Origin of the sequence: Pontibacter sp. E15-1, from assembly GCF_022601975.1 — a bacterium.
Classification (GTDB): Bacteria; Bacteroidota; Bacteroidia; order Cytophagales; family Hymenobacteraceae; genus Pontibacter.
Genome location: NZ_JAKVIR010000003.1, coordinates 53,298 through 68,447, shown reverse-complemented (window position 1 = coordinate 68,447; position 15,150 = coordinate 53,298). Strand labels below are relative to the sequence as shown.

At 49.8% G+C, this 15,150-nt stretch carries 11 protein-coding genes; 10 read left to right on the top strand and 1 reads right to left on the bottom strand.

The features are described from left to right. The first annotated feature begins 19 nt into the window (after positions 1–19). The 8 genes from MKJ04_RS02925 (at position 20) to MKJ04_RS02890 (ending at position 10,166) form a co-directional block, all read left to right on the top strand. The gene (locus MKJ04_RS02925) at positions 20–445 is read left to right on the top strand and encodes an ATP-binding protein (protein WP_241639209.1); all 426 of its coding nucleotides are present in this window, start codon (positions 20–22) and stop codon (positions 443–445) included. Next, positions 429–857, top strand: a complete 429-nt coding sequence (gene ybeY / locus MKJ04_RS02920; RefSeq protein WP_241639206.1) for an rRNA maturation RNase YbeY — start codon at positions 429–431, stop codon at positions 855–857. The genes MKJ04_RS02925 and ybeY overlap by 17 nt, the downstream gene beginning before the upstream one ends. Before the next feature lie 66 nt (positions 858–923). Next, entirely contained in the window at positions 924–2,786 is a 1,863-nt protein-coding gene (gene mnmG / locus MKJ04_RS02915; RefSeq protein WP_241639203.1) for a tRNA uridine-5-carboxymethylaminomethyl(34) synthesis enzyme MnmG, read from the top strand. After that, positions 2,787–3,674 carry a class I SAM-dependent methyltransferase gene (locus tag MKJ04_RS02910; RefSeq protein ID WP_241639200.1) on the top strand — a complete coding sequence of 296 codons (888 nt, stop codon included), beginning with the start codon at positions 2,787–2,789 and terminating at the stop codon, positions 3,672–3,674. A gap of 78 nt (positions 3,675–3,752) precedes the next feature. After that, positions 3,753–5,366, top strand: coding sequence for an Ig-like domain-containing protein (locus tag MKJ04_RS02905; protein ID WP_241639197.1), 1,614 nt, complete (start codon positions 3,753–3,755; stop codon positions 5,364–5,366). Positions 5,367–7,073: 1,707 nt separating this feature from the next. Continuing rightward, positions 7,074–9,149, top strand: a complete 2,076-nt coding sequence (locus tag MKJ04_RS02900) for a cation:proton antiporter (protein ID WP_241639194.1) — start codon at positions 7,074–7,076, stop codon at positions 9,147–9,149. Next, positions 9,115–9,672, top strand: a complete 558-nt coding sequence (locus MKJ04_RS02895; RefSeq protein WP_241639191.1) for a DUF4385 domain-containing protein — start codon at positions 9,115–9,117, stop codon at positions 9,670–9,672. The genes MKJ04_RS02900 and MKJ04_RS02895 overlap by 35 nt, the downstream gene beginning before the upstream one ends. 35 nt (positions 9,673–9,707) lie before the next feature. Further along, on the top strand, positions 9,708–10,166 hold the full coding sequence (locus tag MKJ04_RS02890; protein ID WP_241639187.1) for a hypothetical protein: 459 nt from the start codon (positions 9,708–9,710) through the stop codon (positions 10,164–10,166). Positions 10,167–10,298: 132 nt separating this feature from the next. Here the strand turns inward: MKJ04_RS02890 and MKJ04_RS02885 are convergent, their stop codons facing one another. After that, positions 10,299–11,435, bottom strand: a complete 1,137-nt coding sequence (locus MKJ04_RS02885) for a hypothetical protein (protein ID WP_241639184.1) — start codon at positions 11,433–11,435, stop codon at positions 10,299–10,301. Between the two features lie 237 nt (positions 11,436–11,672). On the opposite strand from MKJ04_RS02885, the gene MKJ04_RS02880 reads away from it, so the two are divergent. Both MKJ04_RS02880 and MKJ04_RS02875 read left to right on the top strand, forming a co-directional pair. Next, positions 11,673–13,175, top strand: coding sequence for a glycine--tRNA ligase (locus MKJ04_RS02880; RefSeq protein WP_241639181.1), 1,503 nt, complete (start codon positions 11,673–11,675; stop codon positions 13,173–13,175). A gap of 284 nt (positions 13,176–13,459) precedes the next feature. After that, positions 13,460–15,121, top strand: coding sequence for a mechanosensitive ion channel family protein (locus MKJ04_RS02875; protein ID WP_241639178.1), 1,662 nt, complete (start codon positions 13,460–13,462; stop codon positions 15,119–15,121). The last annotated feature ends 29 nt before the right edge of the window (positions 15,122–15,150 follow it).

Here is a 15,150-nt window from a genome sequence, read left to right as displayed (position 1 = left end):
TTTACACTTAACGATTAATATGAATCAGGTTAAAATTCAGATTCCTTCCCTAATCGAGAACATCAGAGTAATTGAAAGCTTTATTGACAACTCAAAAGACGAGTTTGAGTTTGAAGATGACATCTATGGCAACATCATGGTTGCTGTTACAGAATCTGTAAATAACGCGATCCGTCACGGGAATAAGTTTGATAAAGACAAGAACGTTTACCTCACGTTGCAGGTAGAAGACAACAAACTGCTTTTTGAAGTTGAAGACGAAGGCCCTGGGTTCGATTTCGCGAATCTGCCGGATCCTACCGCCCCAGAAAACCTCGAAAGCCCCGGTGGCCGTGGTATCTTCTTGATGCGGAACCTTTGCGATGAGGTAAACTTCGACAGCAGCGGCAAGAAAGTTCAGCTCGTTTTTAATGTCTTCCCTTCACAGAATGGAATATCCAATTGAGTTCTTCAGCGAAGATATCGAGTTTGAGCTACATGACCCTGACGAAGTCGCTGAATGGATCGCAACCGTTGTAGCAAAACACGGACAGGAACTCAACAACCTCACTTACGTCTTCTGCTCCGACGATTACCTCCATAGCATCAATGTGGAGTATCTTGATCACGACACGCTCACAGACATCATCACCTTCAACAATGCCGACGAAGACGGCACCGTTGAAGGTGATATTTTTATAAGCGTAGATCGAGTTGGCGACAATGCCAAAGATATAGGCACCTCCTTTAAAGACGAACTGCACCGTGTCATCATCCATGGGGTGCTCCACCTGTTAGGCTTTCGCGATAAGTCTAAAGAGGAAGAGGCACTTATGCGTAAACAAGAAGATTCTTCCTTATCTTTGCGTAAATTTTAATCGCAGAAAAGGAATTACCAATCCCCTGTGGATGTTTCACGTGAAACATCCCTAAACTCAGAATACATGTTTCCAGAATACGATATTATAGTTGTAGGCGCTGGGCACGCAGGCTGCGAAGCCGCTGCGGCTGCAGCCAAGATGGGCTCGAAGGTGCTGCTCGCCACCATGAACATGAACACCATTGCGCAAATGTCCTGCAACCCGGCTATGGGTGGCGTTGCGAAAGGGCAGATTGTGCGGGAAATAGATGCCCTGGGAGGTATGAGCGGAATCATCACTGACCAGACCATGATTCAGTTTCGTATGCTGAACAAATCAAAAGGACCGGCTATGTGGAGCCCGCGTGCACAAAGTGACCGCATGCGATTTGCCGAAGCATGGCGCCTAACGCTGGAGCAAACCGAGAACGTTGACTTCTGGCAAGAGATGGTAACAGGCATTGAAGTAGTGGATGGAAAAGCTACTGGCGTACGCACAAGCCTGGGGATAACTATACGCGGAAAAGCCGTTGTATTAACGAATGGCACGTTTCTTAATGGCATTATCCACATCGGCGAAAAGCAGCTAGGAGGGGGCCGAGCCGCAGAAAAGTCAGCCAAAGGCATCACAGAACAACTCATCGAATTAGGCTTCGAGGCTGGCCGGATGAAAACCGGAACACCCCCACGGGTAGATGGCCGCTCGCTCGACTACAGCCGTATGGAGGAGCAACACGGAGATGAGAAGCCATCAAAGTTTTCATATACCAACACAGAGCCGCTTCCGCAGCAACGGAGCTGCTACATCACCTATACCAACCCGGAGGTGCACGAGATCCTGAAAACAGGATTCGAAAAATCGCCGATGTTTCAGGGACGCATCCAGGGATTGGGTCCACGCTATTGCCCGTCCATTGAAGATAAGATCAATCGCTTTGCAGACCGTGACCGGCACCAGATATTTGTGGAACCGGAAGGATGGAACACAGTGGAGGTATACGTGAACGGATTCTCGAGCTCGCTGCCGGAAGACGTGCAGCTAAAGGCTCTCCGTAAGATTGTAGGGTTTGAGAACGCGAAGATGTTCCGCCCGGGCTATGCCATCGAGTATGATTTCTTTCCGCCTACCCAACTTAACCTTACGCTGGAAACGCAGCTAGTGGAGAACCTGTATTTCGCGGGCCAGATAAACGGCACAACTGGGTATGAAGAAGCGGCCTGCCAGGGATTGATGGCCGGTATAAATGCGCACAACAAAATCCACGGAAAAGAGCCTTTCGTACTGAAGCGTTCTGAAGCCTACATTGGCGTGCTGATTGATGACCTGGTAAACAAAGGCACCAACGAGCCATACCGCATGTTCACCTCCCGGGCAGAGCACCGTATTTTATTACGCCAGGATAACGCAGATATCCGGCTCACAAAGCTTGGGTATGAACTTGGATTAGCAGACGCCGCACGCAAAAAAGCTGTGGATAAGAAGATAGAAGAAACGGGTGAAATCATCGCCTACTTGAATAATAAGCCTATTGAGCCCGCAGATATCAACATTGTGCTAGAGGCATTGGGATCTGCTCCCATTGTAGAAAAACAGCGGGCAGGCCAGCTGATCAAACGGCCCAATATAGAGATTGAGCACCTGGCAGCCGCCGTGCCATCTATCGCTGAATACCTAAACAGATTCGGCAAAGACAGTGTGGAGCAAGCCGGTATTCAGGTAAAATATGAGAGCTATATCGAGAAGGAGTATGTTATGGCTGCTAAAATGAGCGAACTCGAGAACTACATCATCAAAGAAAGAATAGATTACCGAAACATACCTGCCTTGTCGGCTGAGGCAAAGGAAAAGCTGCTGAAGATTAATCCTGAAACAATCGGGCAAGCATCCCGAATCAGTGGCGTCACGCCAGCCGACATATCAGTACTTATGGTATACCTGGGAAAATAAATGAGCTACGAAAGACTGGATAACTGCCCTATTTGTGGCAAAACCGAGTTCAAGAACTTTATCGTTGTAACGGACAATGCAGTGTCGAAAGAGAGCTTTGTGATTGTGGAGTGCGAAAACTGCACTTTCAAATTCACGAACCCCAGACCCGACGCGCAAAGCATTGGCAAGTACTACGAATCAGAGGAATACATTTCGCATAGCAACACAAAAAAAGGAATTATCAACAGGGCATACCATGTGGTGCGCACCATCACGACCAAGCAAAAGGTAGAGCTTATCAACAGGCATGCGCCAACAAAAGGCAGCATCATGGACTATGGCTGTGGAACTGGCGTGTTCCTGTCGGCGTGCAAAAAGGATGGTTGGGAGATACGAGGCATTGAGCCAAATACGAGGGCCCGGGAAGAAGCCTCTGCGGAAACGGGGGAGCTCATTGCGGAGAGCCTTCAGGATATCCAGGGCGAAAAGTTTGAGGTAATAACGCTGTGGCATGTGTTAGAGCATATCCATACCCTAAACGAAACCATGGCCCACTTGCTCGAAAACCTGCAGGAGGACGGCACACTGGTGATAGCCGTACCAAACGCTGACTCGCATGATGCGCAGGAGTACAAGGAGAACTGGGCTGCTTACGATGTGCCCCGTCATCTATACCATTTCACACAGGCTACGATGAAACGTTTCCTGAAGAAACATAAAATGGTGTTGGAAGAAGTTTTGCCTATGAAGTTCGATGCGTATTATGTCAGCCTGCTTAGCGAGAAGCAGAAAGACGGCAAAAACCATATGCTGAACAGCGTACTTAACGGCTACAAGTCGAACAGCTACGCTGAGAAAAACGGCAATGATTATTCCAGCCTGATCTTTGTAGCAAAAAGAAAATAGACACACCAATTCACCATGTTACCGGATAGGCAAGCGAAAGTTTGCCTATTTTGATTTCACGGATTTCACGAAAGAACAATGAGGTTTATCAAAGCAATTGCATTAGCAAGTTCTCTAGCGGGTATTACTGCCTGTGCTACTATAAGCACTCCGGAGGGAGGAGCGAAAGACCTGGTCCCACCGACACTGCAGTCCAGCAGCCCACAAGACCAGCAACTGAATGTAAAGACAAGCGTCATTCGGCTGGTATTTGACGAAGAGGTTCAACCGAAAAGCCTGACCAAGGAATTGTTGATTACACCGAACATCACAAACAAATATGAGGTCAAGTCTAACCGGAACGAGTTGACGCTTGAGTTTGAAAAACCGCTGCAGGACAGTACTACTTTTACCTTTAATTTCAGGGAAGGGATTGTGGATATCACAGAGCAAAACAAGGCTGAGGGGCTTAAATTATCGTTTAGCACCGGTTCTTTTATTGACTCCAGCAGCGTCAGCGGTAGAGTTATCAACCTTTTGAAGCAGACCCCAGAGAAGGATGCTGTGGTAGCTTTATACCAGGCCGAGGACACGATGAGCGTCCGGAAGAACAGGCCATACTATCTAACCATCACAGACGCGGAAGGCAATTACCAGATAGAAAATATAAAACAGGGTTCATACAGGGTGTATGCTCTGATAGATAAGAATAAGAACACTTACTATGATTCGGAAGAGGAGCGCATCGCTTACCTGACAGAGCCACTGCGCATCATGCCACATACTGATTCAGTAACGCTATACACGGTGAGGCTGGATACTAAAAAGCCGATCCTGCTGCAGCGTGAAAAGTATACCGACCGATTTGTAGCTAACTATAATGAGGGTATAGCACAGGTAACGGCGAAACTACCGGGCAGCGAAACCGATACTCTGGTACAGCAAGTCTCGCGTGATGGAAAGGCAATAGAGTTGTTCAAAACATCGAAGTACAATGGTGGAAAAACGATCTTTACCGCTGTTGATTCTTCGGGAAATATGGCCATAGACACACTAGAGATAGCATTTGAAGGAAAGCGCGCAGCACGTATAAAGGGTGCGCAGCTAAAGGTTATGAACATCGGCACCAAAGGAGGATATAGACCAGGCGAGACAATTACGCTGGAACTTGAAACGCCGGTACGCATAAATGGCACCAACCCAGTGACACTCATGTCAGACACAATCGTAGTGGCACAACTTAATTACCCAGACCAAATCCGGCTGGATAGAACGGGCACAGCACTGAGCTTTATCTTGCCCGACGTAAACAATCGCGTAAAGCAGCTGCAGGTGAATCTCGATAGCACCGCTATACTGCCGTTGCAGGGAGATCCGCTTTCTTTCAGGCCTATTGGCATTGCTATAGCAGAAGCGCGCGGAACCGGATCCATCAGTGGAAGTATCACCACCAAGAGCACATCGTATATTGTGCAGTTATTGAACAGTGACTATAAAGTGGTGGAAGAAAAAAGGGACCCTAAGAAAAATGTGTTCAAAAACATAGAGCCCGGAACGTATAGGGTCAGAGTGTTGGTGGATGAAAACAATAATGGAAACTGGGACAAAGGAGACCCGGAAATGAAAAATGCACCAGAGAAAGTTTACATCTATCCGGAGGCGATTGATGTCCGGGCAAATTGGGAACGAGATGACATCCATCTGGAATTTTAGAAAGCGTGGAAGTTGAAAGGAGGTATGATAGCCTCCTTTTTTTATACCTATTGTCACCGTATAGTTCTGCTGAACTGCCAGCCTGGACCAAGAGCGAACACGACTGGCTATTATAAAGCATGTGAACTCGCTAAAGATTTCACGAATTTCAATTGGAATCATTTATCCCAGGTTTCAATAAAAAGCCCTTTGCATCGGGCAAAATTGTAAGCCACTCCCCTAATGGCGTATGCTTGCCTAATCGACATACTTTCCGTTCGCTACAAGCTTTCCCTCATGTAGCGGATGCTGTGACCAAAGGCACTTCCTGGATAGATTGGTAAGAGTATGTCGACCCATCATTATACCCCAGGAAATGAAGCGACTTAACATCAGACAAATCATACCAGTTGGCAACGGAAGGGAAACACAGCTTCTCACAGAGCGGGCAACCAAATCTTGGTTGCCCGCTCTGTGAGAAGCTTCAGAAAGCTGTTGGCCACGCTATATCATAGGCTTGGGAAGTTTAGTTAAATGAGCCCATCAATCAACCAGCTAGAGGTACAATACCACTGGATTACCATAATCGAATGGGGTTTGCGTTGGAATATTTTCGGGCAGTATTCCCTATGAACTGCCATACCCAGCTCTACGCCTCACCACACCAGCTTCTACCCAATCAACTTTTCCAACAGCTTACTCTGTCCATCCAACTGCCCTGCTAGACAAGAAAGGGTATACTGCTGAGCTCAGGAAGTACGTGCTTAGGGAATTTACAAACACTAGCGCAAGCGTCCGCTTGTGCTGCCATTGTAAGGCTATATGCCGCAGGTGGATGGCATCACAAGCGGACGCTTGCTCCATAGAGGGTGAAATGAGAAATCATTTGACTAAGGCTAATTGCCACGCATGCTAATCAATTGAAACTGGTATAATATGCCACTACGCCGTTAGCCTTGACTACGGCAGCATACCCTTAATAGCTCATAAGTCGGCATTCCTATACCCCACCTGACCCAAGCCTTACAGCCTATACCTTTCAGCTCCCAAGGGAGTAGCAGTAAGGTGAGCACTGTATACACCAACTCATTTCCCCACAATCCGCTCATAAAAACGAAAGAGGCCAGAATATTTATACCGTAAAATCAGTGGGTCGCTGAAGCGATAAACTAGCTGGGCCGCGTGAAAAATACACACTTCAAAGAAATCCACAAACGGGGTGGGATAACTGTGGATAAGCGTGGGTAACATGTTGGATACTTTACACACCCCGACCCGGAACACTAAATACACACCTGTGTAAGAGTGAAAAAGTGGATTACGGTGTATAACATTGCCTCATAAATTACATTTTCAACGTACCTGTGGATTGTTCATAAAGAAATACACACGAATGCCCTTTATGTGTATAATCCATCCAACTTATTATACATCAACAAGATAAAATCAACACTCCCTAAAGATATCTGGTGAAAAGCCTTGCAATGTAAACAAGTTGTCCTCCGTACACAGAATTGAGTAAAGTTGTCCACTTATGAACACACCTGATAGTGAAAGAGGAATATTTAAGAAAATCATTTTATAAAAAGTTATTAGGTAACAGAAGTTGTGGAAAGGTGAAGAAACACACCTGTATAAGGGGACAAAAGACTTACATCAAAACTATACAGAGGAAAAATCGATATATTGAGGACCGTAAGGCATATGCATAAGAAAGACTAAAAAAGAATGCTGACAAATATTAACCTGACCCTGCCGTTCGAAGAACCGGTTATCATATTCACGCTGGTGCTTCTGATTATACTGGTGGTGCCGATCATACTGAAAAAAATAAGGGTACCCGGAATTGTAGGGCTGATTGTGGCTGGCGTTATTCTGGGGCCCAACGGATTCAATATACTGGCGCGCGACGCAAGTATCGTTTTGTTCGGCACGGTGGGTCTGCTCTACATCATGTTCCAGGCCGGGCTCGAGATTGATATGATCGATTTCAAGCGGTATAAAGTACGAAGCCTCATCTTCGGCTCGCTCACCTTCCTAATCCCAATCAGCTTGGGCACGGTGGTCTTTTTCTATATACATGGGTATGAGATAAAGCCTGCCATCCTGCTGGCCAGTATGTTTGCGCCACACACGCTGTTGGCCTATCCCATCGTGAGCAGGCTGGGGCTCAGCAAAAACGAAGCCGTGACCCTGACGATAGGCGGAACACTGATCACGGATACGGCAGTGCTCTTTGTGCTGGCCGTCATCATCAACTCCACACAGGGAAGCACCAGCATGGGGTTCTGGATCTGGATGGTAACGGAGATGGTCATTTTCGTGGGCGTGGTGCTATGGATTTTCCCGAAAATTGCCCGCTGGATGTTTAAGCAGCTGGAGAGCGAAAAAGGGGCGCAGTATATATTCGTGCTGACTGTTGTGTTCGCGGCGGCTTTTCTGTCGGAGGTGGCAGGTATGGAAGCCATCATCGGCGCGTTCCTAGCCGGGCTTGCCCTGAACCCGCTCATCCCTCACTCGTCGGCCCTGATGAACCGGATCGAGTTTGTCGGCAACAGTATCTTCATCCCCTTCTTCCTCATCAGCACAGGCATGCTGGTAGACCTGAAGGTGTTATTCACAGACACCAACGCCATGCTAATTGCCGGTACTATCGTGGTATTGGCCCCGCTGGCCAAGTATGCGGCGGCCTATGTCACGCAGAAGCTGTTCAAGTTTAGCATCCTGCAGCGCAACCTGATTTTCGGGTTGAGCAGTGCCCATGCCGCTGCCACGCTGGCCGTGGTGCTGGCAGGGTATGAAATCGGGTTGCTGGGTGAAAGCGCCCTGAACGGGGCCGTCGTGCTGATCCTTGTTTCGAGTATGATCAGCTCGTTCTCAACGGAGAAGGTGGGCAGAAAACTCGCTATAGTGGAGAGCAGAAGAAAGCCGGATATGAGTGTGAAGCCAGACAGGATACTGGTGCCAATCGGAAACCCCAAAACGATAGAAAGCCTGATCGACCTGTCGGTGATGCTCAAGAACCCAAATCATGACGAGCCGATCTACCCGCTGGCCGTGGTGATCGACAATGAGCATGCGGAGGAGGAGATATTCAAGAAAAACAAAATGCTGGAAGAGGCCATCACGCACGCCTCCGCCACCGACAGCGATGTGCAGCTGGTTTCTAAAATAGACACCAACGTGTCGAGCGGAATTCTGCGGGCCATCAAAGAGCTGATGATAACGGAGGTAGTGCTGGGCTGGAACGCCAAGATAACCACCCGCGACCGCATTTTCGGGACAGTGCTAGACAGCCTGCTGGACAACACCGACGAAATGATTCTGGTGTGCAAGATCATACAGCCCCTGAACACCACCGGCCGGATCGTGGTGATCGTGCCGACAAACGCCGAGCTGGAAAGGGGCTTTATGCGCTGGATCAGGAGCGTGAAGCTACTGTCGCAGCAGCTGGGTGCGCCAATCGTGTTCCGGGGCCGTAAGCGTACCTTAAACAAGCTCAGAAAAGTAGTGACCGACAGCAAGCCATCCGTGGAAGCCGACTACAAGCCATACAACGACCTGAGCGAGATCGCGACCATGAAGTCGGAGCTGGAGAAAGACGACATGGTGATTGTGATCTCAGCCAGAAAAAGCACCGTGTCCTACAACAGCACCCTCGACTACGTGCCGCGCGTGCTGTCAAGAAACTACAAGGACAACAGCTTTATCGTAATTTATCCAGAGCAGTACCCGGTGTACCAGAGTACCCCAGTCAAAAACGTTTCCTATGCCAGAAACACCAACGAGGAAGAAAACTTTTAACTACGAGCTCGACTTCAAGACGATAAACTTCAGGGAGAGCCCGGAGCTATACCGCATTGGCAAAGGCGAGCAGGGCGTGCTGCTGGTAGAGCCCTACAAGTCGGAGATACTGCCGCACTGGCGCTTTAAAACCCCGGAGATCGCACAGGAGTCGTCGGAAAAGTTATATGGCCTTTTTGAGGAGTACCTGGCAAAGCACGATTTTGTGGGGGCCGACATGGCCCGCAAGTTCCTGCAGATGGGCTATACCCGCAGTCGCCGGTATGCCAACCACAAATCAGGGAAGAAGTATGCCGGGCCCGTGCCAGACGACAAAAAGGGGCAGAGTGGGGCCCATGGCCGGGAACAATTGCCCAATGAGCCAGACCCGGTGAAGGCAAAATCGGCGGCTATCTTCAAGGAAAAATGGGACCAGGCAAAACAGAACAGGAAATATCAGCAAATGAGCCAGGAGTTCAGGGAGAAGTATGAGGCGGCCGAGGAGAAAATTTCTACAAAAAAAGATCAATCAATAGAATCGTAAACGCGTATCTTTGCACATATAAACCTTAAATTGAAATGATTAACAAAGACATCAGGTTAGGCAAGGGGCTTGGCAAAATCAAGTTTGGCCTGACAATGAAAGAAGTAGAAGAGTTAATAGGCGAGCCGGAAGAGGTAGAGGAGTCGGATGAGGAAGATGAGTTTGAGCACCAGGCCTGGAATTACTGGGAAGAAGGCTACTCGCTTTACTTCGACAAAGAAGACGACTACCGTCTGAGCTGCATCGAAACGGCCAACCGCGAAGTGCAGCTTTGGGGCGATCGTGTTTTTGAGATGAGCAAGGCGCAGGTCCTGCAACTCTTCACAGACAACGAGATTACAGGCCCGGAGGAAGAAGAGGCTGAAACCGGCGAAACGCGCATCTCTTTTGAGCGGGAGATGATTGACCTCTACTTCGACGAGGATCAACTGATTGCCATCAACTTCGGCGTGTTCATCAACGACAACCTGGAGGTAATCTGGCCTGAGAAATAATATATCCTGACAGCAATTGAAAAGCCCCGGCAGTAGCTACTGTCGGGGCTTTTCTGGTTTATGGGCTGGTAAGAGCAGAGACAAGAAAGGCCTGACCGAAGCCAGGCCTTTCCATAGGGTATAAAAAGGGGCTTATTTAAAGAAGAAATTCTTGATCTCCTGCTGAATAACCGGGTTGATGGCCACCGCCAGGATAATGGAGATAACCAGGCCAATGGTAACCGACAGGATGTCCTTGCCGATCAGGCTGAAGGTCTTGCCAAGTTTGCCGGGGCTGTCTTGCATCCGCAGGCGCATACCCAACTCGCGGCCAGCCAGGAGGCCCACAAATACCCAGGTAGTGCTCATCGGGATGTTGTTGAGCTCTTTGAAGTAGTATAAAATGATGGCGTATACCAGGTCAATGATCGTGGCGCTGCGCACATCGCGCACATCAGATTTCTCGTTGATGATGTGCTGGATTTTCTCGCCGCGCTTGTAAAACATAAAGCCAAGGCCCAGGAAGATGAAACCGGCAAAGGCGGCAAACTCTAATCCGTCCAGCTTACGGGGCAGGTATACCGCCACGTTGGCCAGATCCTGGGCAAGCCAGGTATGCCACAGAAAGCCGGTAATCACCCACTGCGCCACAATCCAGGAGCCGTGCGCCTCGCCCTTCACAAAGCGCTTGATGATTTTAGACAGCGCCAGGTATAGGATAATCGCGACCCCAAAGGCGGCCACATACCCCATCAGGCTTTTGCTCACCATCCCGATAATAGCCCCGGAACTGACAGTGAACACACTCAGCAGCATGAACGTGGTGGACACCGGGATTCGGAAACGCGTCAGGAGCAGCAGCACGATCGGGGCGGCCAACTGCAAGTACACAAAGCTGTCGATGTTCTGGTCGAAGCCCTTGGACGACAGGCGCTGGTACGTCACGTCGCCGTCGAACACATACCAGCTGTAAAAAACGGTGCCCAGAAAGATAGCGCCCATAAAGAGCCACTGCCAATACCATTTCTTGTCCTCGTTGGATACGATGAACGTGCCGATGGTCTGGATACTGTCGTTGGCGATGGCGGAGTAGCCCGCAAAGGCAAAGCCCACCCACATAGCCACACCGGCATACGGATACACCATACCCGCCAGGATAAGGGAGAAGGCGATGAAGTAGAGGAAGTTCTTCTCCTTTCGGATGTAGATGTCGAGCTGGCTATACCGGTCCCGGAATTTGTATGGCTTTACAGGGGCTAGGTGCTTCTTTCCCTTTTTAATTTTAGGCATTCGCGATAAAATTGGTGAGCATCATAAATCGGCGCAAGTTAGCTTAAAAACAAGAGAGGGAGGAAGTTTGGTGCATAAGAAATTCCCCTCATACCTACTCAAATGTGTTTTAGGGCCTTCCAGGGCTAAAAATCAACTTCTTTATAGTATACATCACGAAACGATACTTTGCCCATACCCCGAAAAAGTATAAGCCTGCTGTGGCAAAATCAAACACTAAAAACATATCTTTGCGCTATGGCAACACAAGAGAAAACCCCTGTAGAAAACGCACAGTTAAAAGATATTATCTCGCACGCGAAGGAGTATGGCTTCATTTTCCCGTCGAGCGAGATTTACGATGGCCTGCAAGCCGTGTACGATTACGGCCAGATGGGCGTGGAGCTGAAAAACAACATCAAGAGCCTGTGGTGGAAATGCATGACGCAGCTCAACCAGAACGTGGTTGGCCTCGACGCCTCCATTTTCATGCACCCGCATACCTGGAAAGCCTCTGGCCACGTGGACAGCTTCAACGACCCGATGATCGACAACAAAGACTCGAAGAAGCGCTACCGCGCCGACGTGCTGATCGAAGACAAAGCGGCCGAGTATGAGGCAGACGGCCATTTTGACAAAGCCAGGGACCTGCTGGTAGAGATGGGACGTTTGCTGGGTGCAGAGGAACTGGACGGCGTCCGGGAGCTGATTATCCGCGAAAATATTAAATGCCCAATCTCCGGTACTGCCAATTGGACCGAGGTACGCCAGTTTAACCTGATGTTCTCGACGCAGGTGGGCTCGGTGGCCGAAGAGTCGCAGACGATTTACCTGCGCCCGGAAACGGCTCAGGGTATATTTGTGAACTTCCTGAACGTGCAGAAAACAGGCCGCATGAAGATACCGTTCGGTATCGCCCAAATCGGAAAAGCCTTCCGCAACGAGATCGTGGCGCGCCAGTTCATCTTCCGGATGCGCGAGTTTGAGCAAATGGAGATGCAGTTCTTTGTGCGCCCCGGCACCGAAATGGAGTGGTATGAGCAGTGGAAGGAAACACGCAAGAAGTGGCACGAGGCGATGGGTATACCTGCCGCCAAGCTGCGCTTCCACGACCACGACAAGCTGGCCCACTACGCCAACGCCGCCGTGGACATTGAGTTCCAGTTCCCGTTTGGCTTCAAAGAGGTAGAGGGTATCCACTCCCGCACCGACTTCGACCTGACGCAGCACCAGGAGCTGAGCCGCAAGAAACTGCAGTACTTCGACAACGACCTGAACGAGGACGGAAAGCCATACGGCAACTACGTGCCTTACGTGATCGAGACATCGGCCGGCGCTGACCGCCTGTTCCTGATGACGCTGTGCAACGCATACCAGGAAGAGGAGATTACCGAAGGAGACAGCACCAAGTCGCGCACCTTCCTGAAGCTGCATCCCGCCCTGGCCCCGGTAAAAGCCGCTATCCTGCCGCTTACCAAGAAGGATGGCCTGCCTGAGAAAGCAACCCAGGTGTTTGATGCCCTGAAGTATGATTTCAACATGATCTATGAGGAGCGCGACAGCATTGGCAAGCGCTATACCCGCCAGGACCTGATCGGCACGCCGTTCTGCATCGCTGTAGACCACCAAACGCTGGAAGACGACACCGTTACGGTCCGGGACCGCGATAGCCGTGAGCAGGTGCGTATGCCCATCAGTGAGTTGCGCAGCTACATCGACAAAGCCGTGAACTTCAGAAGCATTTTCGAGAAGCTGGCTTAGTTTTATCAGGGTTTCAGACAAAGAAAGAACGTGATTTCAGGCAGAGGCAGTGTGGTTATACCATGCTGCCTCTGCTTTTATACACCAAGCGGATTTGTATGCAAGTAGCTGCTGTATAAAAAATGTGTTAACATATATGAGCATGGCTTATTAAATATCGATATAATTCCTACGATGATTAACATATCAACAAAGAATAGTTATTAGGATTTATACATGCCTTGGTAATTATATATAGATTTTTAGTAGCTTATGGCAATCAATACATTAACAGAACACAGGGTATGAGATGGATATGGTGCTTGATCATGGTGCTTGCCTTTGGGCAGGCGCAGGCGCAGAAGCAGGCGAAGGAACAGCCTGTTGAGAAGGAGAGAGTAGGGGCCCCTGTTGTGCTGCACCGCGATACGCTTTTTTATATCTATAGCCCGGTAGGCTCTTTCAGCCAGCAGGAGCGAGCCGATGCCATCAACAAGCGGGTGCTGCAACTGGCGGAAGAGCGCTTTCTGCAGCCAGACTCCATCCAGGTCGTAGAAAACGTGCTGTCTGCGGATGTGGTGTATATGGATCGTGTGCTGATGAGCATCACAGAGGAGGATGCCAAAGCGGCCGATCGGCCCCGCCTCGAGCTGGCCTCGCTCTATGCCGCCAAAATCAAGGAAAGCACCGCACGGTCGGCGGAGCAGTATAGCCTGCGCAGCATCCTGATTGAAATTGGCATGGCGATACTCGTGCTGTTGGTGTTCTTTTTCCTGATCAAGTACATCAACAAATTCTTCCAATACATCTTCGGGAAAATAGAGGAGCAGCAAGGCACGCGGCTGAAGGGCCTGCGGGTGAAAGACTACGAGATGCTGACGCCCGAGCGTGAGGTAGCCGTCGTCCTGACGGTGGCCAAGTTCGTTCGCCTGATCACGCTGTTTGTGATGGTGTATATCCTGCTGCCCATCCTGTTCAGCATCTTCCCCTGGACGGAGGGATATGCTGACACGCTGCTGCAGTACATCATCGACCCGCTTCGCAACATCGGTGTCAGCCTCATCAACTATATCCCGAATCTGCTCACCATACTCGTGATCGTGACGGTGACGCATTATGTGGTGAAGTTCCTGCACTTCCTGGCTGGCGAGGTAGAGACCGGGAAGCTGGAGATTTCGGGCTTTTACCGCGATTGGGCCAAGCCGACCTACAACATTATTCGGTTTCTGCTGTATGCCTTCATGTTTGTGGTGGTGTTCCCATACCTGCCGGGCTCCGATTCACCCATATTTCAGGGCGTGTCGGTGTTTATCGGTATCCTTTTCTCGCTGGGTTCCTCATCGGCCATAGCCAACATGGTAGCTGGTTTGGTACTCACGTATATGCGTTCGTTTAAATTGGGCGACAGAATCAAGATAGGGGATATTTCCGGGGATGTGATCGAGAAGACGCTGCTCGTCACGCGGGTGCGCACCACCAAAAACGAGGACATCACCATCCCGAACGCCATGATCCTGAGCAGCCATACCACCAATTATACCGCCTGCAGCGAGCAAAGCGACAAAGGGCTGATTCTGCACACCACCGTGACGATAGGGTATGACGTGCCGTGGCCCAAGGTGCAGCAAGCCCTGATCGCCGCCGCGCTGGCCACGCCTAACGTGGAAAAAACACCGCAGCCCTTTGTGCTCCAAACCAGCCTCGACGATTTTTATGTGAGCTACCAGCTGAACGCCTATACCTTTGCCACCAGCAAAATGGCCATGACGTACTCCACCATCCACCAGAACATCCAGGACAAGTTTAACGAGGCGGGCATCGAGATCCTGTCGCCGCATTACCGTGCCCAGCGCGACGGCAATATGGTTACCATCCCGGAGCAATACTTGCCAGCCGACTACCAGGCACCGAGTTTCCGGGTAGAGCAACAGCAGGTGAAACCTGAAATGGCTTCCCAAAAGCTGTAGGCGCATCGGTATACCCGGGTAAAGCAGGA